General features: G+C 51.7%; 22 protein-coding genes and 3 pseudogenes. 8 read left to right on the top strand and 17 right to left on the bottom strand.

All coding sequences use genetic code 11. The features are described from left to right. A partial coding sequence (locus F3J38_RS27185; protein ID WP_167144375.1) for a DUF4113 domain-containing protein occupies positions 1–251 on the top strand: 251 nt, incomplete at its 5' end. A gap of 599 nt (positions 252–850) precedes the next feature. On the opposite strand, the gene F3J38_RS27190 is transcribed toward F3J38_RS27185, so the two are convergent. Next, positions 851–1,150 (bottom strand): helix-turn-helix domain-containing protein, encoded by a 300-nt coding sequence (locus F3J38_RS27190; RefSeq protein ID WP_167144377.1) that lies wholly within the window; start codon positions 1,148–1,150, stop codon positions 851–853. Beyond that, positions 1,147–1,497: a type II toxin-antitoxin system RelE/ParE family toxin gene (locus F3J38_RS27195; protein WP_167144379.1), complete on the bottom strand. Its 351-nt coding sequence runs from the start codon at positions 1,495–1,497 to the stop codon at positions 1,147–1,149. The genes F3J38_RS27190 and F3J38_RS27195 overlap by 4 nt, the downstream gene beginning before the upstream one ends. A 489-nt stretch (positions 1,498–1,986) precedes the next feature. Here F3J38_RS27195 and F3J38_RS27200 point away from each other — a divergent pair, with 489 nt between their 5' ends. The 3 genes from F3J38_RS27200 to F3J38_RS27210 all read left to right on the top strand — a co-directional run bounded on the left by F3J38_RS27200 (position 1,987) and on the right by F3J38_RS27210 (position 3,293). Then, positions 1,987–2,643 carry an AAA family ATPase gene (locus F3J38_RS27200; RefSeq protein ID WP_167144381.1) on the top strand — a complete coding sequence of 219 codons (657 nt, stop codon included), beginning with the start codon at positions 1,987–1,989 and terminating at the stop codon, positions 2,641–2,643. A 44-nt stretch (positions 2,644–2,687) separates the two neighbouring features. Next, positions 2,688–2,957: a ribbon-helix-helix domain-containing protein gene (locus F3J38_RS27205; RefSeq protein WP_167144383.1), complete on the top strand. Its 270-nt coding sequence runs from the start codon at positions 2,688–2,690 to the stop codon at positions 2,955–2,957. 96 nt (positions 2,958–3,053) lie between these two features. Next, positions 3,054–3,293: a hypothetical protein gene (locus F3J38_RS27210; RefSeq protein WP_167144385.1), complete on the top strand. Its 240-nt coding sequence runs from the start codon at positions 3,054–3,056 to the stop codon at positions 3,291–3,293. Positions 3,294–3,607: 314 nt separating this feature from the next. Here the strand turns inward: F3J38_RS27210 and umuC are convergent. Continuing rightward, positions 3,608–4,651: pseudogene (gene umuC, locus F3J38_RS27215) on the bottom strand (translesion error-prone DNA polymerase V subunit UmuC); the annotation flags it as partial. Positions 4,652–4,863: 212 nt separating this feature from the next. Between umuC and F3J38_RS27220 the strand changes: the two are divergent. Beyond that, positions 4,864–5,106 carry a hypothetical protein gene (locus F3J38_RS27220; RefSeq protein ID WP_167144389.1) on the top strand — a complete coding sequence of 81 codons (243 nt, stop codon included), beginning with the start codon at positions 4,864–4,866 and terminating at the stop codon, positions 5,104–5,106. 438 nt (positions 5,107–5,544) lie between these two features. On the opposite strand, the gene F3J38_RS27225 is transcribed toward F3J38_RS27220, so the two are convergent. Genes F3J38_RS27225 through cuyA form a run of 5 tightly spaced genes read right to left on the bottom strand, consistent with a single transcriptional unit; the run spans position 5,545 to position 9,870 of the window. After that, positions 5,545–6,333 carry an ABC transporter ATP-binding protein gene (locus F3J38_RS27225; protein WP_167144391.1) on the bottom strand — a complete coding sequence of 263 codons (789 nt, stop codon included), beginning with the start codon at positions 6,331–6,333 and terminating at the stop codon, positions 5,545–5,547. Continuing rightward, positions 6,333–7,103 carry an ABC transporter permease gene (locus F3J38_RS27230; RefSeq protein ID WP_167144393.1) on the bottom strand — a complete coding sequence of 257 codons (771 nt, stop codon included), beginning with the start codon at positions 7,101–7,103 and terminating at the stop codon, positions 6,333–6,335. Before F3J38_RS27230 ends, F3J38_RS27225 begins: the two co-directional genes overlap by 1 nt. After that, positions 7,100–8,107, bottom strand: a complete 1,008-nt coding sequence (locus F3J38_RS27235; RefSeq protein WP_369411055.1) for a taurine ABC transporter substrate-binding protein — start codon at positions 8,105–8,107, stop codon at positions 7,100–7,102. Before F3J38_RS27235 ends, F3J38_RS27230 begins: the two co-directional genes overlap by 4 nt. Positions 8,108–8,155: 48 nt before the next feature. Then, entirely contained in the window at positions 8,156–8,872 is a 717-nt protein-coding gene (gene cuyB / locus F3J38_RS27240) for a cysteate racemase (RefSeq protein WP_167144395.1), read from the bottom strand. Then, complete coding sequence (cuyA, locus tag F3J38_RS27245) at positions 8,869–9,870, bottom strand: D-cysteate sulfo-lyase (RefSeq protein WP_167144397.1); 1,002 nt, start codon at positions 9,868–9,870, stop codon at positions 8,869–8,871. Before cuyA ends, cuyB begins: the two co-directional genes overlap by 4 nt. 1,247 nt (positions 9,871–11,117) lie before the next feature. Between cuyA and F3J38_RS27250 the strand changes: the two genes are divergently transcribed. Both F3J38_RS27250 and F3J38_RS27255 read left to right on the top strand, forming a co-directional pair. Continuing rightward, the gene (locus F3J38_RS27250) at positions 11,118–12,044 is read left to right on the top strand and encodes an AEC family transporter (protein WP_167144425.1); all 927 of its coding nucleotides are present in this window, start codon (positions 11,118–11,120) and stop codon (positions 12,042–12,044) included. Positions 12,045–12,141: 97 nt separating this feature from the next. After that, a complete protein-coding gene (locus F3J38_RS27255) occupies positions 12,142–13,020 on the top strand; it encodes an EamA family transporter (RefSeq protein WP_167144398.1) in 879 nt (292 codons plus the stop codon). Positions 13,021–13,413: 393 nt separating this feature from the next. Here F3J38_RS27255 and F3J38_RS27260 read toward each other — a convergent pair. The 8 genes and pseudogenes from F3J38_RS27260 to umuD form a co-directional block, all read right to left on the bottom strand. Further along, a pseudogene (locus F3J38_RS27260) lies at positions 13,414–14,052 on the bottom strand (Y-family DNA polymerase); the annotation flags it as partial. 234 nt (positions 14,053–14,286) lie between these two features. Continuing rightward, a complete protein-coding gene (locus F3J38_RS27265) occupies positions 14,287–14,763 on the bottom strand; it encodes a GNAT family N-acetyltransferase (RefSeq protein WP_167144400.1) in 477 nt (158 codons plus the stop codon). Positions 14,764–14,886: 123 nt separating this feature from the next. Continuing rightward, positions 14,887–15,648, bottom strand: a pseudogene (locus F3J38_RS27270) (2-phosphosulfolactate phosphatase). Between the two features lie 506 nt (positions 15,649–16,154). Beyond that, the gene (locus F3J38_RS27275) at positions 16,155–16,865 is read right to left on the bottom strand and encodes an ArsR/SmtB family transcription factor (RefSeq protein ID WP_240156088.1); all 711 of its coding nucleotides are present in this window, start codon (positions 16,863–16,865) and stop codon (positions 16,155–16,157) included. Then, on the bottom strand, positions 16,862–17,254 hold the full coding sequence (locus F3J38_RS27280; protein WP_167144402.1) for an amino acid-binding protein: 393 nt from the start codon (positions 17,252–17,254) through the stop codon (positions 16,862–16,864). The genes F3J38_RS27275 and F3J38_RS27280 overlap by 4 nt, the downstream gene beginning before the upstream one ends. Further along, complete coding sequence (locus F3J38_RS27285) at positions 17,247–17,570, bottom strand: antibiotic biosynthesis monooxygenase family protein (protein ID WP_167144404.1); 324 nt, start codon at positions 17,568–17,570, stop codon at positions 17,247–17,249. Before F3J38_RS27285 ends, F3J38_RS27280 begins: the two co-directional genes overlap by 8 nt. A 75-nt stretch (positions 17,571–17,645) precedes the next feature. Further along, positions 17,646–17,963, bottom strand: coding sequence for a hypothetical protein (locus tag F3J38_RS28025; protein ID WP_205298436.1), 318 nt, complete (start codon positions 17,961–17,963; stop codon positions 17,646–17,648). Between the two features lie 2 nt (positions 17,964–17,965). Then, positions 17,966–18,385, bottom strand: coding sequence for a translesion error-prone DNA polymerase V autoproteolytic subunit (gene umuD, locus F3J38_RS27295; RefSeq protein WP_167144429.1), 420 nt, complete (start codon positions 18,383–18,385; stop codon positions 17,966–17,968). 564 nt (positions 18,386–18,949) lie between these two features. On the opposite strand from umuD, the gene F3J38_RS27300 reads away from it, so the two are divergent. Further along, positions 18,950–19,222: an XRE family transcriptional regulator gene (locus F3J38_RS27300; RefSeq protein WP_167144406.1), complete on the top strand. Its 273-nt coding sequence runs from the start codon at positions 18,950–18,952 to the stop codon at positions 19,220–19,222. Positions 19,223–19,299: 77 nt separating this feature from the next. On the opposite strand, the gene F3J38_RS27305 is transcribed toward F3J38_RS27300, so the two are convergent. Further along, the gene (locus tag F3J38_RS27305; protein ID WP_167144408.1) at positions 19,300–19,974 is read right to left on the bottom strand and encodes an SOS response-associated peptidase family protein; all 675 of its coding nucleotides are present in this window, start codon (positions 19,972–19,974) and stop codon (positions 19,300–19,302) included. Positions 19,975–20,029 lie beyond the last annotated feature (55 nt).

Genomic DNA, 20,029 nt, shown 5'->3' on the forward strand with positions numbered 1-20,029 from the left:
ACGCGAAGGCCGGCGTCATGCTGGGTGATTTTTATCAGTCAGGCGTGGCGCAGTTCGACATGTTCAGCGAGCAGCTGCCGCGCGCCAACGCTGACGCGCTGATGGCGGCGCTGGACGGCATTAACCGTTCGGGCCGGGGAAAGGTATGGTTTGCGGGCCAGGGAGCTCAGGACAGCAGCTGGCAGATGAAGCGCGAAATGCTGTCCCCACGGTACACCACGCGACTAGGCGATATCCCGGTTATTAAATAACAACCTCTCAATGAAGAACGGAAACGATGGAGATTGCAGGGGTTAGCGCCCGGATCAGTATCTGCATCATTTCACCGGATATTAATACCTCCCTGCAAACCATACTCATAGTAAAGGCAGGGTAACAATGACCCTGAATTCTTAGCTGGACGGTCTGGCATGCGCCAGAAGCGGAATTTGATTACACCATGCTATGTTAATATTTGGAGGGCTGGTCAGTCCGCCAGTGGGATGAAAATCGCGCATTTAATAAACCGCTCCGCTACGACGGTAAAGAGGATGTTTGCCCGAACGTCGTGCTGACTGATGTGCCGTGAAAGGAAGCATTACCCATGAAAGTGTTCGGCATGAACACACCGGAGTACGTGCAGTCCAAGCGGGTCAAAGCAGCTATATACTACCGTGAGTATGGTGCTGACAGTTGGTGGCAGTGGGAATGTTCAGGCGCTCATTAAGGCAATTACATGACTGAAACCCCTCAAAGAAATAGTATTAATATTATATAATGGATGTATTTTAATATTAATTTAATTGTTTTTTGATTTTTTTTCGATGTATCAGTCTGGCCCGGCAATCAGGCCAGACTGTGAACGTGGGTATCAGATGTGAAAGGCTATGCGCTTCCCTGTTGGCAGCTCAACATCAAGACTGAGTTTACCTCCCATTGCCTCAATGTAGCGCTTGAGCGTAGCAATCTTAAGGTCGTTGCCGCGCTGCTCCAGCTGTGTAATGGCAGGCTGGCTGATACCCATGGCCTCAGCTACGTTTTTTTGTGACAGCTGCAATTCCTCCCGCATCATCTGTAATCCGGTTTCAAGGATCATCTCGTCAGCGATATCACGGATGCGGGCCTGACTCTCCGGAGAGCGTGCAGCAATTACTTCGTCCAGCGTTCTCATTTTTTCCCCTCCATTGTGTTCAGGTGCACAGTAAACTCATCATCGGCGATACGAATCATGCGCTCATAAAATTTCTTGTCATTACTCTTATCTCCGGCACAAAGGACGATGGCCCTTCGGGCCGGATCAAATGCAAAGAATGCTCTGACCGGTGTACCACCATACTGTACACGGAGTTCCTTCATGTTCTTATGACGGGAGCCCTTGACGGTGTCGGCATAAGGCCGGGACAAAGCCGGACCGTACGTCCTTAAATTCACCAGGTCAGCAAGAACCTTTTCCTGCAGGCCGTCTTCCTGTTCATCCAGCCAGGCGTCAAAGAGATCGCCAAAAAGTACTGTCCACATGTTGCATCCTATAAGTTACAGCTTATAGACATTAAGAGTATAAGCTTTAGCTTATTCCGTCAACACCGCGCTGAGGTTAGGTAGGTGTAACCAGTTAATGTCTGCAGGCTCTTCTGACACCCGGTGCGGCAGCGCAGCAGTAAAATCATCGTGCCAAGAAGTACAGGGGGGTTGACGTGATTTTTCCGTATTTCGTTATATCCCTATTTCATGTTAGTAGGAAAGTGCCGGCTGGTTACGGTCAGCGCGACCGTTCCTGATGCTGCTTCATTTCACCATCCAGACATCCCGTGTCATTTCTATAGCGCCCTCCCCTTCTGCTGGTCATTCTGGAGCTATAACAAGCTAAAGTGATATTTTTTTAATATTAAATATGCATTGTTGTGATGTTGCTGTGATTGTATTTTGGGTTTTGAACCACTACAATTGCCAGCAGAATATAGAATCCGAATTAATATCTATTTAATATTAAATTGAGGTGTATCTGAAATGATCGTGACTATCGCGAATACTAAAGGTGGCGTGGGCAAATCGACGCTGGCAGTAAACATCGCTGTCGCCCGGGCTCTTCAGGGCAAGAAGGTATGGCTTGTCGACGGTGACAAGCAAGGGTCGTCACAGACCGCAATTCTGATCCGCTCCGAAGCAGACGTACAACCCGGCATCGCCTGCTCACACTTCCCGGACGGTCCCGTCTTAAGAACGCAGGTACTGCAGCAGAAAGATAATTTCGATGACGTCATTATTGAGTGTGGCGGACGCGACTCGACTGCCATGAGGGCTGCACTGACGCTTACGGATTATGTGCTGGTTCCGTTTGTGCCTGGCAGCTTTGAAGCCTGGGCGATGGAAGACGTGGTGAAAATGATGCAGGAAGCCCGGAGCATTCGCGAACCCTTCCCGGCATTTTCGGTTCTCAACAGGGCTGACGTTAATCCGCGCAGTAAAGACAATCAGGAAATGGTTGCGGCCATGTCCGAATATGCGGATGAAATCCCCGTTCTGGACCACCTCCTGCACATGCGCAAAGCCTTTGCTAACGCAGCTGGCAGCGGTCGTTCTGTTGTTGAACTCAAACTTAAACCACATGAGCGCCCTGCAAAGGACGAACTCGAAAGGCTCATTTCTATCATATTTAAATATTGATGTGATATTATAATAATGTTAATTAAGTATTGAGGTAGCATTCAATGGCTATTACTTCCAGACCTAAATCATCAAATGCACCCTCGCAGGAGCAGGCGCAGATTGATAAATTCATTAATGACGCGCCAGACGGATTAAAAGCGGAAAAGCGTGGCGTTAGAAAAGGTCAGCGTGAGCAGATCACGGTCACGTTTGATACCGCCATCATTGCTCAGTTGGACGACCTTGCTCAGCATGAAGGGCTTTCCCGCGCCGCCCTCATCCGGATGGCAGTGCGACAGCTGCTGGATAAGGGAGCACAGGTAGGTGGATAATCTTTTTGGATATCAAATTGATATTAAAATAGTATCTATTTAATATTTTCTTGATGTTATTTTAGTGCTTTTTTTGCCTTGTTATACTGGAGCGCAATGGAGAACTTTATACAACTGATAGCTGGGTTCTTCGGGCTAAGGAAACTCAACGAGCCCGAAAAAAAAAGCGCAGCCGAGTGGGGGTTTCTGATGAGTGCGGTATTTATCGTGCCGCTCTTCTTCCCGCCGCATGCCAGCGAGCTTGTTAAAATCGGTCTGCAGTTGTTGTGGGGCGCCTGCGTGTCTCGCGCAGCGTTTATGGCCAATGATACCTGGAAGAAAAATAACTCAGGCTGAAGAACATAGATAATACTGAGGCCGAAAGATGGGAATGCAGGAATTACTGAAGCAGGCGCGTGGATATGGGGGAATGCTTACGACAGTTACTCAGTCAGCTGACATATTCAAGAAAGTGTCGCGCCGGCGCCGCCCGGCCTTTGAGGCCTTGATCCATCAGCTTTGACGCGGTGACAGGCTGCCCGGCGGGCGATACTTCCGCGGTAAGCAACCCGGCAGGTCTCTATATATTGTGGATGAGTTCAGGTACTGGCCTTCCTGATAGAGCAGAGTGACAGGCGTGCCTCTGCTCCTTGAGTAGCCGCTGATCCCGGCTACTGAACACGTGCCACGGGAATATCACTCCAGCGCGTGGTCCATGCCGGGGACAACATCTCCCGTTTCATTTTCCACTCCGTATTAACTCCCTGACCCGCAAACCACAGATTACCCAGCCCGGACTGGTTGATACCGTCCAGCACCTTCATCAGCTGCGCGCTGTTGGGCCGCGGGCCGTCCTCGTCGAACAGATTCAGCTGGCTGACGCCGCTGGGGGTGAAGTCGTCGAGCATAATGCCCGCTTTCATGTAGCGGCGTCCCTCCAGCCAGATGCGGTCAAGGCTACGCATGGCCACTTCAATAACGTCACGGGTGTCCTGAGTGGGCACTTTCAGGTTCTCGCCGGCGCTGTTGCCATAAAACACCTCGCCGGGGGCGTGAGGCGACGTGCGGATAAAGATGCCCACGCGGCGGCAGAACTGGCGTTCACCGCGCAGCTTATCAGACGCGCGCGTCGCGTACTGGCAGAGCGCCTGCTGCATGGCCACTTTTGACGTGATGCGCTCACCAAACGATCGCGAGCAGACGATCTGCTGCTTAGCCGGCGCAAACTCTTCCAGCGGAATGCAGGACTCGCCGTTCAGCTCCCGCACCGTGCGCTCCAGCACCACGCTGAAGTTTTTCCGGACGAGGGCAGGGTGCGCGCGCGACAGCTGCAGGGCATTTTGAATGCCCATGATGTTCAGCTTCTTCGCGATGCGCCTGCCGACGCCCCAGACTTCTTCAACCGGCTGATTGGCCAGCAGCGTTTCGGTGCGTTTGGGATTGCCCGGCGTAAGCGCCAGCACGCCGCGGAACTGCTTCCACTCCTTGCTGGCCCACTGAGCTGATTTCGCCAGAGTTTTGGTCGGTCCCATGCCGACGCCCACGGTCAGGCCCGTGGTGGCCAGTACGTGCGCGCGTAGACGCCGGCCAAAGTGCTCAAAGTCCTCGCAGCCATCGATGCCGGTCAGATCCAGGAACATCTCATCAATCGAATACTGCTCGACCTTAGGCGTCAGCTCCTCGAGGGCCGTCATGACCCTCTGCGACATAGAATGGTTTATGTGGAATGGAAAATCTACAGGATTAGTTCGAATTTAAATGTCTACTATGAGCGAAAAACAGACATTTACTGATGATAACGACTGAAGTTTCATCACATCAAACATAGCATTCAGAGCCCGAACCGCGTCAGGCAGAATCCACTGTACGAAATCAGCCCACTTCAGATATGTTACTCATGACTGCCACCATGTTCACGGAGTACACCATGCCGGAGTTCTGCTTTTTTAAGAAAGGTCAGCACATCGCCGCCCTGGAAAGATCTGACGCGGAAAAAGCCGCACAACTGGCCGGTGAAGGCTGGGAAAAGCAGTTTGAAGAGGTTCGCGCCGCCGATGCCGAAAGCGCGCTCGCCAGGCTGGCGGACATGCGGAAAGAGGAAGTGACGACGGAGCGCGCTTTCATAACGGTGTCCGTATTCAGCAGCCTTCTCACAGCCATTCTCAAATAACGGACGACTGGCAGCGTTCAATAACCCTGCCAGTCATTCGCTTTTACCATAACATCCCTTCGCTGTACGAGGCTGACGCCGATAACTCCCCGGGCAGATAATGGGCCTCCCTGCAGGCGCACCAGACTCCCTCCTCCTGAGCGAGGGAGCGTAGCTGCAGATTATCCGTGATATGTCCTTTGAATATTCAGACAGGCTGTGGCCCATAACAAACGTGTACAGCTCATAGCTCTGATTCACATATTCCTGATGCTCCATCCCGTCCCGCGAACCGAACTCCTAGGGGGAACGTTATCAGGACTATCTCAACATAACGCACTGGTGGATAAAGCGGGCGGCAGTGGAGGCATTCGACAGTATTAACAGACTGGGCATACGACAAGATGACTGAGGTATACCTATTATTTATTACATCTGATTATTACTTTGAGATTTTCATTAAGCAGGTAAGTTGATATGGCGCTTTGCTTCCTGACGTACACGGTGCAAGACGCGGTGCTTAATTTCACCGTATTGCGGATGCTCCGCCAGTGTTTCGATATCCCTCGCCTGTCCGAAAGGCAGCGTAATCTCTTCGACAATTTTGCCCGGTTTCGCTGACATGACCAATACACGGTCGGCCAGAAACAATGCTTCCTCAACATCATGGGTGACAAACAGCAATGTGGTGCCGGTTTGCCGCCAGGCATTCCTTAATAGCTCCTGCATCATCATGCGCGTCTGTGCATCTAGCGCGCCGAAGGGTTCATCGAGCAGTAACACTTCCGGTTCGGGGAGCCAGGCCCGGGCCAGCGCCACGCGCTGCTTCATTCCACCTGAAAGTTGCCAGGGTGCATGGTGTTCAAACCCTTTCAGCCCCACGCGAGCAAGCCAGTCCAGTGCCCGGTTGTTTAATTCATCTTTGCGATAACGGCCTAAACGGGGACCGAAAGTGACATTGTCCAACACCGATAACCACGGAAAGAGATTAGGCTGTTGAAAGATCATGCCGCGCGAGGGGCCCGGCTTTTGCACGACCCCACCGTTACAGAGTACGCGTCCGCTGTCAGGTTGGTTAAAACCCGCAACCAGATTGAGGATGGTCGATTTTCCGCAGCCTGACGGTCCCAACAGCACCACAAATTCTCCTTTCTGCAGCGTCAACGACACATCTTTCAGCACGGTAAAAGGTTCGGGTTTTGCAGCAAACTGGAGTGACACATTTTCTAATGCAATCTGTACAGACATTATTCTTTCCCAGCCCAAGGCACAATGACACGTTGTAAGCCCAGAAGGAGTAAATCAAGCAGGTAACCAATACCCCCGAGCAGCAGAATTCCCAGCATAACAATATCGGTACGTAAATAGGCGCTGGCATTTATCACCATCCAGCCCAGACCAGAGCTGGCGGCGACCATCTCTGCGGCGATCAATGATGTCCAGCCGATGCCAATCGACAGCCTGACAGTGGTAAACAACTCGGGTAGCGTGTCGGGAAGCACCACACGCAGGAATATCTGACGTGGTGATGCGCCCAATGTCTGTGCCACGCGAATGCGCGAGCGGCCGATCCGCTCTACCGCAGCGCTTGCGCCGACCACTACGCTGAGAAAAGTAGAGATGAAAATCAGGAAGAATTTTGAGGCTTCACCTATCCCGAGCCAGACCACAGCCAAAGGGATTAACGCTATTTTGGGCAATGGGCGTAAAAACTGGATGAAGGGGTCCAATACCGCAGAGAGCCCCTCCGACATGCCCATCATTAAACCGAGTGGAATACCCAGTAGTATTGCGACTGTGAAAGCACTCAATGCTCGGGCCAGACTCACCGCGATGTTTTGCCACAGCGGCACGTCGCGATAGCCTTCTTCGAATAACTCTTGTGTCGTCAGACCAATATCCGTCAGCGATGGCAGGAGCAGTGGATCCACCCATTGTTGGGTGGCGGCCACTTGCCACAACACAAAAAATATCACCACGGAGACGATGCTGATGGTGACACGTTTCTGCACTTTCATTTGGCTGATGCCGCTGCATCACGAATAAAGCGTGAGTCGATGGCACTATCCCAGTTTGCAGGGATGTCACGTTTACGGATTTCGCCGGTGCCTGCCAGGAAGCTTGATGTTTTCGTCAATGCTTGCCCAATCCCGCTGTTGCTCGTCTGGGTTCCATTGCCAAGCCAGGCTGCTGTGCCCTGTTCAGTGAGCGTCGGGTATTCAAGGCCATCCAGCGTGTTAGCGGCTGTGGTGACCGGTGCGCCAACTTCTTTAGCGACGATAACCGCTGCCTTTTCTGGGTCACGTTTGAACTCATTAACCTTTTCCTGATGAACACGCAGGAAAGCCGTGACGGTATCAGGATATTGCTCTGCAAATGCTTTGCGAACCACATAGTTGTTGTAAATCAGGTAGCCGTCTTTTTGCAGGTCTTTAGTGGTGAACACCTGATGGCCGCCAGAGGATTCAAGCTCCTGCGCAAAAGGAGCCCAAACGTAGCCGGCATCAATATCACCGCGTTTCCAGGCCGCGACCATTTCTGCTGGACGAAGCGGCAGAAGAGTAATCTTGCTACGATCAAGTTTGTTCACTGCGATAGCGGCCTCAAGGGCATACTGCGAGGTGGAGTTAGGTGGGTAACCCACTCGTTTTCCTTCGAGATCCTTGATATTACTGATGCCTTCTTTGCCGATTAATCGTTCATAAGTGGCAATAACGCCCGACACGCCAATAATCTCTACCGGGAGTTTTCTCACAATCCCTGCCGTGGCGGGACTGGAACCGAAATTAGCAATGTCGATTGCGTTACTGGCGAAATACGTTAATGCGTCCGCGCCGGAAGCAAATTGCACCCATTTAACCTTGCTGTTTAAAGCTTTATCCAGTGAACCATCGGCTTTCGCCAACATGAGTACTTGTGAACCCCCACTGTATGCGATGCGAACTTCATTTGGCGTGGCAGCGGAGGTCATATTTGTCCATAAGCTACCCGCTGCGAGTAATAAGCAGAGCTGTTTTTTCACGGTGATTATCCTGTCTTGTTTTAGCTGTGAGCGTGTTTTTGAAACTGATTAAAATGGATGCTGTGCCTGCCATAACTGTGAACATCGTTCTGCCAGTAATGTGGCCGGGTCCAGGGTGGGTGTGAGGGAGGAGGTATCCACGGCCTGTAAGGCCAGGGGCACCTCGGTACAGGCGAGGATCAATATTTGCGCCCCGCGTTCCTGCAAAGCCAAGGCCTGGCGAAGCAGTAATTCACCTGCTTGTACCCTTTCATCTCTTTTTACTGCGTAGCAACCCGGTACAAACCACTCATCCATCTCTTTTGCGGTAGGCAATACAGGCGAAATACCGAGTTTGGTGAGTCCCTGTTGATACCAGCCTGCGTCGAGTGTTCCCTGTGTAGCAATCAACCCAACGTGCTTCGGCCGCTCGGTTAAGGTTTCTAGCGCTGAAAGCGTTGTTTCAACAATATGCAATACCGGTACTGCGCTGGCCGCTGCAAGCGCGTCGTACCAGTGATGTGCTGTATTGCAGGGGATAGCGATATGACTGGCACCCGCCTCGGTGAGTTTATTCAACGCCTGTAAAAGCTGCGGTAGCGGTGATGGGCCCTTTCCGGCCAGCGCACGCTGCCGGTCTGCGATTTGTGGGACGTTCCAGGCAACCACTGGGATCTGCTGCTGGTCATTTACTGCGGGTGTCGCCAGCAACAGTTTGTGCATAAAATCCACGGTCGCCAGTGGCCCCATACCGCCCAACACACCCAGTAAATACGGCGGATTCACGATGCCAGAACCTGACGATAGCCAAACAGTCCAACAGAGCCGCCAGTATGCACAAAGACGATATTTTCATCCTGACGGAAATGACCGCGACGAATCAAATCAATCAAACCGGCAAAGCCTTTGCCCGAATACACGGGGTCGAGCAGGATGCCTTCATGGCGGGCCAACAACCTTATGGCTTCTAACGTGCCTTCTGTCGGCAAACCATAGCCTTCTCCAACGTAATCACTGTTAGCGACCACAGCATGGCGCGACAGCTCACCCGGCACGCCTATCAGTTCACGCGTCCTGGAAGCCAGATTCCAGACATTCTCTTCCTGTTTCTGTTTAGGGGCGCGTACGCTGATACCCAATACCGGAATATGGCTATTGGTTGCGCTAAATCCGGCCACTAAACCGGCCTGAGTACCAGTACTACCCGTTGCATGCACCACTATGTCGATGCGCAGACGTTGCTGCGATGATTGATACAGCAGCTCCTCTGCACAAGCCACATAACCCAAGGCACCAATGGCATTGGAGCCACCTCCAGGAATGACATAAGGGTTATGGCCTTTTTCACGTAGTTGGTTGGCGTGCGCTTCCATCGCTAATTGCATATCCGTGCCGTTTGGCAAATGCGCGACAATTTCGCCACCCAGCAGATGATCCAGTAAAACATTGCCGTTGTGCTGATAATCATCACCAAATTCACTGACACGCTTTTCTAATAGAGCATGTGTTGGCAATCCTATTTTCGCTGCACCGGCAATGGTCTGCCGCACGTGATTAGATTGGGTTGCCCCCTGGGTAATAATAATGTCAGCTTTTTTCTCAACCGCATCCGCCAATAAGAATTCAAGCTTGCGGGTTTTATTTCCGCCGCTGGCCAGGCCAGTAGCATCATCGCGTTTAATCCAGATCTTCGGCCCACCTAATAGCGCGCTAATGTTTTTAAGTGGCTCAAGCGGTGTAGGGAAATGTCCCAAAACGAGACGAGGGAAACGGGCTAAATGCATGCTGACTCCATTCGAATAAATTCTCTATTTAACCGTTAATCAAACGCAGATACTATACACCTTCAATTTTTTGACTAATGACCAATATTGAATAACGATATGTGTAATATGGGGTTTATCACTGAATGAATTAAGTGTGCCATCTGCCATTTCGACACGATCGTCCTTAAAAATGCCCCGCCAGCCCTGCCATCACGATTGTAAACCCACTCATTTCACCACCTGCCTGACAGATCTGACTAATCCTAACGCACCTCCAAGGTTGGGTTATCTCCAGGAAAGACTAATGCATCTGTAGATGCTGGAATGAACCGCGTTCTGCCAGTACTGTAATCATTGAAGGCTGGCTGGCATTGCGCAGTCAAACCTGAATGCCGTGTCGGAAATAGTTAGTGATAATTTTGATCAAGCAGGGCCGGTCAGACGGCTGATGGTGGCAAAAGTTCGACTCTCCCTTGGATATAACATTGTGTGGAGCTTAGCTAACATCACATGAAGCAAAGTGACTCAGTATCTTCCGTAAGGACAATATAACTATTAATCCTGTCTGGCAGCTCATCACCGTCTTCAAAACCTTTCACACCAGCACATTTTGTTGAAAGGTTAGCTGCATCCCTACTCCATATCTACAAGGCTAACCGGATGACTGTCATTGTGAGTTGAGAAGGGGGGTTGTCCTGTAGACATAAACGCAAGTAAAGACACTCTTGATGTCTGTATGCTGTATCACGGATTATAAGGACGCATGAGGACAAATGAGATAGAATGTGACCTTAGCGTAGCGTGAAAATTATTAGTTATATTTTATGCTTAAATATGATTTAACTGGAAGAAAATAAAGCGCAATAATTATCCACCATTAAAAACAATGGCTTATTATTTTACTTCCTTAGTGCCTTATATATTCCAATTTTTAATAATGAATTGATGTTAAGAAAAAACACAGAAAAAATTAATCGATCATTTTACGAGTTATATTAATAGTCTTAGCGCGCAGGTAAAGCTGTTTTGATTGCGACTTAAATGCTTCACACTTTGTGTGTAATCCAGTTAGACACGCTTGCTACCCTCAAAGTCCGGTTTTTTTCATTTCGGGTTTTATAGCTGCTCCGCTTGTCCTGCTGGCGAACCGGGCTAGAGGTTTTTCTTTTCCTCCGAGGCAGGGCTTCTGTCCAGGGAATCCGGCCCACTGCATTGATCGCAGGTGATGGGATAGCTCTCCTCATTAAAGGATACATTTGAAAGATATGATAACAACCCTGCTAGCCCTCTTACCTGTTATGTTTTTAATAGCTATGGGATACATGCTTCGTGCGCGAAATCTTATTGACATACAGTTCTGGCTACCCTGTGAAAAGTTGAATTATTTCTGGTTTTTTCCCGCGCTGATGTTTTTACAGGTTGCTACAGCGCATTTGAATGACTTTCCTTTAAAACCTATCGCCTGGTCTGTACTGGGGGCCGTAGCGCTGGGAGCGTTTACTTTATGGGCATGGCGAGGACTGTGCAAGCAGTCCGGCCCGGTATTCTCTTCTGTTATTCAGGGCGCTTTGCGCCCTAACACCTATATTGGTGTAGCAGCCGCAGCGGCCACATATGGCAGTACCGGGCTTACAGTAACTTCAATCAGCATCGCTCTGGCTATTCCTTTACTCAATATTGCTTCAATTATTATATTGATGTATTACGGACAGGGAACCAGGCCTGCTCAATCACAGATTTTGAGGGCGCTTGTCAAGAACCCGGTTATTATTTCTGTCGTTGCTGGTCTGCTTTACAATATCAGCCATCTGACTCTTCCTCACCTTCTGACCAACATTCTTCACATCCTGGGAGAGGCGTCTTTGCCTCTCGGGTTACTCGCTGTCGGGGCTAGCCTGGATCTTAAAGCTGCACGGACTTGTCATGGGGCCGTGCTGCAATCCACATTTGTGAAACTTTTATTGGTGCCAGTGGTAACGCTTATTATAGGCTGGTTGTCAGGTATCAGTGGTTCGGTACTGGCGACAGTCGTTCTTTTTAATGCGCTTCCCTGCACACCCTCGGCCTACATCATGTCAAAACTCTTGGGCGGAGATTATCGCCTTTCGGCTGGAATTATTTCAGTTCAGACGGTACTGGCTGCGATAACAATCCCGTTTGTTCTGTTCCTGACAACTCTGTCACCGCTCTGATAGGAATACGCTGCTCCTGGTTTGCATGGGATAGCCTGCATTGTCGGAGTTCCAATAATCGACTTTAATTTTTTATCTGCTCAGGATGTCATCAATTATGAAATACCCGCATCTTCTGCTCGCCATTTTGGTTACCGCAATCTGGGGTGTAAACTTTTCCGTAATTAAACTCGGACTGCACAGTATCGATCCCTTCACACTGGCAGCCTTTCGCTTTACGCTATGTGCCCTGCCCGCTCTGCTATTTATTAAAAAACCCGATGTACCATGGCGCTACCTCATTGGCTACGGCCTGGTTTTTGGTATCGGCCTGTGGGGAATGGTTAACCTTGGCATCAAAACAGGTTTATCGGCTGGGATTGCGTCGCTTGTGTTGCAGTTCAGCGCTTTTTTCACCCTGCTGCTGGGCAGTCTGGTGTTCGGGGAGCGTCTTAGTCGCTATCAAATCGTTGGTTTTGCTATCGCCTGTGCGGGCATACTGAGTATTGTGTTTGTAACGGATGGCTCAGTTACCCTCAGCGGCATGTTGCTGGTCATTGCGGGAGCCCTTGCCTGGAGCTTCGCCAATATCATTATTAAAAAAGCGGGCACGAAGCAGGTGTTCGCTTTTCTGGTATGGTCGAGCGCGTTTTCACCCCTCCCACTTTTTGGACTCGACTGGCTGGTTAACGGCAGTAACGGCTATACAGAGATGTTTAGCCACATGGACAATCGCGCGTTACTGTCAATTCTGTTCCAGGTTTATCCCAATACGCTTTTCGGATACTGGGTGTGGAATTCGCTGATGAAACAATACCCGGTTTCTACTGTAGCTCCTCTTTCATTGCTGGTGCCGGTATTCGGGATATTAGGTTCCATGATGATTTTTGGAGAGCATATTTCACCACCTAAAATCCTTGCTCTTTTACTGATTATTACCGGACTGGCGGTAGGACTCTATGGCCAGCGTCTCAGGCGTCTTATTGCTCGACAGTGAACTTTTGACTTTGAGCACTGAGCTGTAATTGTTACCTCTGATTGTCTGATTGTCTGATTGTCTGATTCAGTCATTGATGCTGGCGATTGTATAGCCGGAACAAACAGTATTCCAAACCTGATATGGTGCAACCTGCTTTTCACAATCTGATTGACCTCCCCCTAATCAGTGTAGATAGAACGGCACGCTCAGGCGTGCTTTGAAAGGTTTGGGCCGGATGAACGGAATTTTCACCTGGGGGAATTTTTGTACCATTAATGGCCTGAGCTTATCCGACTAAACCGGCATCGATGCTGTGAAGGCTAATGCGCCGCTAATGAAGTTTCTGGATGGTATCAACTAGTCGGTGCCGGGCAATGTGTCGCCTGCGGAGCAGGGGAAAAGCTTTTAATGGAAGATGCCGACGCGGCGGCAGAACTGCCGCTCACCGCGCAGTTTTTCGGACGCGCGCGTCGCGTACTGGCAGAGCGCCTGCTGCATGGCCAATTTTGACGTGATGCGCTCGCCAAATGACCGCGAGCAGACGATCTGCTGTTTTGCGGGCGCGAACTCTTCGAGCGGGATGCAGGATTCGCCGTTCAGCTCGCGCACGGTGCGCTCCAGCACCACGCTGAAGTTTTTCCTGATGAGGGCAGGGTGAGCGCGCGACAGCTGCAGGGCATTTTCAATGCCCATGATGTTCAGCTTCTTTGCGATGCGCCTGCCGACGCCCCAGATTTCCTCCACCGGCTGATTCTGCAGGAGCGTGGCGGTCCGCTTCGGGTTGCGCGTGGTCAGCGCCAGCACGCCCTTAAACTGCTTCCATTCTTTGCTCGCCCACTGCGCGCTTTTGGCCAGCGTTTTGGTCGGGCCCATGCCCACGCCGACTGTCAGTCCGGTTGTAGCCAGCACGTGAGCGCGCAGGCGCCGCCCGAAGTGCTCAAAGTCTTCGCAGCCATCAATGCCGGTTATGTCGAGAAACATCTCGTCTATCGAGTATTGCTCCACCTTCGGCGTCATTTCTTCCAGCGCCGTCATGACCCTCTGCGACATAAATGGTTTATGTGGAATGGAAAAACTACGAAATTTTCGACGCGCAATTTAAGACTATAGTTTGTTCATAAAAGCACCAGGCTGTGTTTCGTCAGGAGCTCCGCAGGTCCCTCACCGCGGCGCCGTTTGTGCAGCTCGCTGCAGAATGACGATTCCGGTTACTGCGTCCCCCTAGCGCATCTTATAAGCAAGCACAGCCCTGATAAACCGGATGCTTTACAAACCATGAGCCTTTCAGGGCTCTAATTTCAGAGACATATCCATACAGCGTAAGTCTGTCTGTGCAAGTTTGGATGGGCAGCTGTTTTCCCTGATGAATACAAAGCCATGTTGTTCATAAAATGTCTGTGCATTGGGAGTTGAAGACAGGGTGAGTTCTTTCAGTCCCCGTTGCAGCGCTTCGTGTTTAATCGTTTCAATAATCAGGCTGGCCCAGCCCTGTCCAAAATAGTCTGGCAATGTAAAAACCGCCTCGACACTTCCACATGAGAGATCCAGATACCCTGTTGCAACCAAGCCCACATCAGGTAAATCAACTACGAAGAAAGGATTTTCCTCTATTACTGTACGGTAATTTTCAGGCATATTTTCAGGCGTCCATGCTTCAAGCACGGTGGCGCTGTAGCTTGGCTTACATCCCTCCCGTATAGCGATATTTCTTACATTCCAGCATTCCTCTGCCTCATGAGGTAAAGCGAGCCGAATTCTCATTCTTCTTCCTTTTTTCTTTAATTATGTGTGAATGTTCATCACGTCAGAGGTGCCATAACGCGCCGTAAATTCACTTTGTGAAATGGGTGATATGACAGCAATAATTCAGTGATACACCGAGTCTTACTGTTCCTTCAATGACTGCCCAGCCATATCAGCAGTGGAGTAAAAATCACCGTAAAGCTGGCATGCCGAGCTGGCGACATCCGGTTCAAGACATAAAGTCACATCCTCAGCAAATCCCCGTATCCTGAGTTCTCTCGCCGATGAACACTCATAAAGTAAGCTGAGGTCTGTTTTCTGGTGAAACGACCAGGCAGCCACCGCCGCCTGCGCTTCAGGTGAACAACTTTCCCGGCCAGTTGCTGAGATAATTGCCCCCGCCGCGACGTAATCCTCAACCGCCGGGCGCAGGCTTCCGTCAGGCCATCTTTCCCCACAGGGAATAACCGGAATACGGTCGTATTGCCTGCAGGCTGTTGCAGTTGCTGTCATATTTCTGAAACAACCACTGAAGACGGCACTGCCCGCATCTCTTGCCCGGAATGACACGGATGAGCCATTGGGTGAGGGCAGTAAGAGGCTTTCACCCCGCCTGATATGTTGCAGTGATTTCGGGGAAAGGCTGTAACCTTTCCCGATGAACCTTCTGTCAGAACTAGCGGTAGATATCCCTTTAGTGACCGCATATTCCAGTGCGGAGTGATCTTTCCAGGGAAAAGGATATATTCGCGCGCCGTTGTCAACCGCCAGACTGACTCAGGTTGAAAATGACATGACATCAACCACGATGACGCAGTCTGCCTCTGCGGCAAGATAATCAACGGCAGAAATACCCCATTCGAGCCGGACTTCAGACTGGCTCTGACTGAACCACTCCCTCATGACACTTTCCTCCTGTTTAAAGAAACTTGAATGAGCATTTTGCCTGCCGGCAAACGCTGTGCCTGTATTCACTGAGTTAAACCTGCAGCATCAGATCCAGATTACGTACGGCGGCACCTGCAGCCCTATTGACCAGGTTACGGTGCGACCCTTTCGCCCTGCGAAGGGGATGCCAGTGAGATAAAGGTACCTCACCTCATCCGGCGCAGTCTCAGGCCTGCGGTATGGCGTGAGCTGGGGCTGGTCTATCGCACGCATCCTCCTGAATCCGGAACTGCGCAGCTTCTCTCCGCCCTGAAAGCGGTCTGATCTCTTCTGAGATCCATGACTCATCCATTCAGGGAAAGAAACCGGATCGCGATATTTTTCTTCAGCCTTCTGAATATTTTTCTGACGTAACGCGAAGCCATGTCAGCCATACGCCGCACGTCCCCTGTATTCATCAGCCGGCCCCGCTGATTTTCATTAAATTCCATTTTATCCCCTCAACCACCGATTAAGCCGGTTCACTCCACAGCTATGCCAAAAATGCGCCACAGGGCCGTTTTACCCTCAGCAGTCACGCTCACCTCGCGGTAACCCGGCGTGCGCAGGATCCAGCCTTTCTGAAGCAACAATGTCATTAGTGCATGGCCGGCGTCTCCGCCCAGATGAAAGCGCCTTTCGCTCCAGTCAAGACAGGGACAGCAGGAACGGCGCCTTGGGTGCGGATCGACCACGGCCCCCAGGGCCTGAAACTGCGTTTTCCCCGGCGTGGTAAGAGATAAACCATCCGCTGAAAGCCATCCTTCCGTCATCATGAAATCGTACATTTTGACTGCCATCTCACCGGCCAGGTGATCAAAGCAGGTACGGGCATAACGGAGGCGTGACGGGGTTTTAGATCTGAACCGGGAGGGCGCATGCATGGATACGCCCATCAGATTTTCCAGTAATCCGGCAACGTGCAGGCCTGCCAGACTGTAATAGCGGTGCCTGCCCTGCGTGAGACAGATAACCAGTCCGCTGCTGAGAAGGCGTGAAAGGTGTCCGCTGGCCGTAGATGCGGCAATACCGGCGACTGCGCTGAGTTCGGTTGCAGTCCAGGCCCGTCCGTCCATTAAGGCGCAGAGAATACTGACTCGGGAGGGGTCTGAGATTGCCGCAGCAACGATGGACATGGATTTTTCAGGGCCGGACTCAGAAAACCCGCTCTGCGCTGCTTTATCAGGACTCATTCCGGAGAGACTGCCCATTTTTTTGTGACTTCCGCTGCCCGGACATTGTCATCCGTAAGCAGAATCAGCTGGTTACTGTGGTCGCTGTATTGTACCAGGATATTGATACCACAACGGGCAATGGCACCGGTAATTTCACCCAGCTCACCGGGGCGCTCCTGAGGTAGCCTGCGGATGAGCGGGCGGCGGACGTCTCTGACGTCATAGCCCGCATCAGTGAGCACTATGCGAGCCTTTTCGCCATCCCCGACAAGAAAATGCGCATGACCGGCATCCGGCGTGGTAAAAACACCGCCGCCCTCAAGACCAACGCCATTTTTACCGAGGGTGTTCCCGAGCGAAGCCAGAGCCCCTGGCGTATTTTTCAGAACGACATAGATGTCATACATTCTGATATTGTCCTTTTTCAAATGAGTAATCACGGAATACACGCGCCACACGTATTCTGAAAAATGAAAAGACGGAATCTTTCCCTTCCTGCTGAGCAACCTGATGCATCAGGTTCTGCTTCCAGACGGCAATGGCGTCTTCGTCTTCCCACCAGGAAAGGGAAAGATATTTTCCTTTTGTTGTGAGGCTCTCAAATCGCTCAATGGAAATAAATCCGCGAACATCGGCTAATAACGGCTTTAAGTCAGCCGCGAGCTGGAAATACCTTTGCTGTGCTTCGGGAAATGCTTCTGCTTCAAACAGTACGGCTATCATGTGTCATTCCTGTAAGTGACGATTCGGATAGCGTAGCGTCCGTTAAAAGCTGATGATTCGGTATCCGCCGAAATATCAGTGTTTTTTTCCTGGTGTCCTGTACAGGCCACCACATTCTGAATACGCCACATCACTTACGGCGTGGTCAGTCAAAAAATGTATCGGAGTGAGCAGGTCTTCCTGAAGCAGATTCTGTCTGGCCCGGATAAACTTCAGCCATACCGGCCCGTAGATTACCCTGGAATCCGCACGGCGCCGTAACAGCGGTGTATCCGGTGTAGGAGGATGGCGGGTGATACTGAAGCGAATGCGTTTACCGCGCAGGTCCGGGCGAAACAGCGCCTCGCAGCTGGCGTAAAAGGAATTCACGTCGGCCAGTCCGAACATGGGCATGGTTACCTCCGGCGCGCCCGCGTGCTGTTGAAGAACCAGGTGACCACGCCGAGCAGCTGCAGCTCTTCCGGGTAAATGATGGAGTAGGCCGGATTCATGGGCAGCAGGGCAAGGCGGGGATGCAGCTGCAGGCGTTTAACCGTGAATTCCCTGTTGACCTCCGCAATCACGACATCGCCGTGCGATGCCTCTTCGGCCCGGTCAACCACCATCACGTCGCCGTCATACAACCCCAGTCCTTCCATGCTGCTGCCGCTGGCGCGCACAAAGAAGGTTGAGGCGCGCCGGCGTATGCAGAGTTCGTTCAGGTCAAGTTCAGACTCGACGTAGTCCTGTGCAGGGGAGGGGAATCCGGCGGCACACGGGTCAGCGAACAGCGGGACCCGTACGCGCGGCGTAAAGATGGGGGGCCAGAGCAGCATCAGGCCGGGGGTGTACGCTGCCGGTTTCACTGGAAACCCCCGGCAGCCGTTGCGGGAGTAAGGGTGAGTGCTGTATGTAATTCGTGCATAAAATCCTCCCGTGATAATACTGTTTATATGCACAGTATTATTGAGTGGCATTTATCTGGCAAGAGGCAGTCCGGCAGTTACGCCCGGAAACAGATTTATGTGGCTGAGAGCGGGGAAAAAATATTTTCCGCCGCATACTCTTCGGGCATCTATGCTGATACCGGGCCCGGGCAACGTACGGAAGCGTTTCCGGGCTGTACATCAGCAGCCTGGCTTTCCGCGGGCGGGCTCCATTATCTTTCTTTCCTGATCCCGGCACCGGAGCGTAAGCAGTCTTTGCGGGCATCGGTGACGTGACGCTTCCTCGCCACGGCTGTTCGTTCCTCGCGCTGCTGCGGTACGCCTCAGCCGTGACTGCGGCGAGCGTTGCGGGCTGGCAGTTAACGGCAGGTATTTTTTTCCGGACCCGTTGTGCAGACCGGACGGAGCGCATTAATCTGGACGAAACCTCTTCATAACCTCCCGGGGTAATCTATGGACGGCCATACCTCTCCCGCACGCTTTCTCGCTTATCTGCTGACTGAGCATGATATCTCCGTGACGCAGCTGTGTGACCGCAGCGGTCTGGACAGTGATATCGCCTGGGCTTTTCTGGCGGGGCGACTGCCGGTGACGCAGACGCTGGCGGAGCAGCTGGGCATCGTGTTTCACTCATCCGGGTTCTGGCTCAACCGTCAGGCCATCTGGACGCGGGCCGAATCAGACGATGCCGCACCGGGCGATGGCGACAGGGCGCCGCTGTGCTAAATTAACCGTTGCCGGTACGGGATTATCTTCTCCTTATTCACCAGGGGTAAATAAACTGTAGCCCGTACCGGCGCCTGTCAGCTGCCATTAATGCACCGGATTATGTCAGGTCCCTGATTGTGAACGTTGCCGACTTTTGTCGCTACCGGATGCCAGGTAAAGTCGGTTTCAGGCAGCGCGCTGTCATGAGCAATTTCAGCAGCGCGCGCCGGTGAAGTGTCCTGACTGAGCCATTCCCGGACCGCGTCCGCCCTGAGGACAAGAGGGCGGCGATCGTGTATGTCCACCATGCCCTGATTGCTGGGAGCGGTGACGATGACAAAACCCTCCTGCCCGTGTTCCCGTTCAAAAGGCGGCTTCCCGATGGCCAAAAAGAACAACGGTTCTTTGTCCCTTTGATAAATAAAATAGGGCTGTTTTTGGTCGGCGTCTTTTTTCCACTCAAACCAGCCTGATGCCGGCACAATAGCGCGGCCGTGCTCCCACAAAGGCTTAAACATGCGCCCTGTCGCAGCTGTTTCGCTGCGGGCGTTGATGAGCGGAGGCTTATCCCACCACTCCGGACTATATCCCCAGTACACGGGGTCAAACTTCAGATCGCCGTCGCGCTCATTAAGTAACAGGACCTTCGTGCCCGGAGACACGTTATAACGGCCGATGGGCTCTGCGTCGTAGGTTAACTCTTCCGGGCCAATGCCCAGAGCTTCGAAAAAATCATTTCTGCTGTTATATTGCGCAAAACGTCCACACATAAGCACCTCCTGCTATTCAGCATAGGCGGTAAACTTTTCAGGGAGGGTTCATCAT

Source organism: Candidatus Pantoea formicae, assembly GCF_011752625.1.
GTDB classification, from domain to species: domain Bacteria; phylum Pseudomonadota; class Gammaproteobacteria; order Enterobacterales; family Enterobacteriaceae; genus Pantoea; species Pantoea formicae.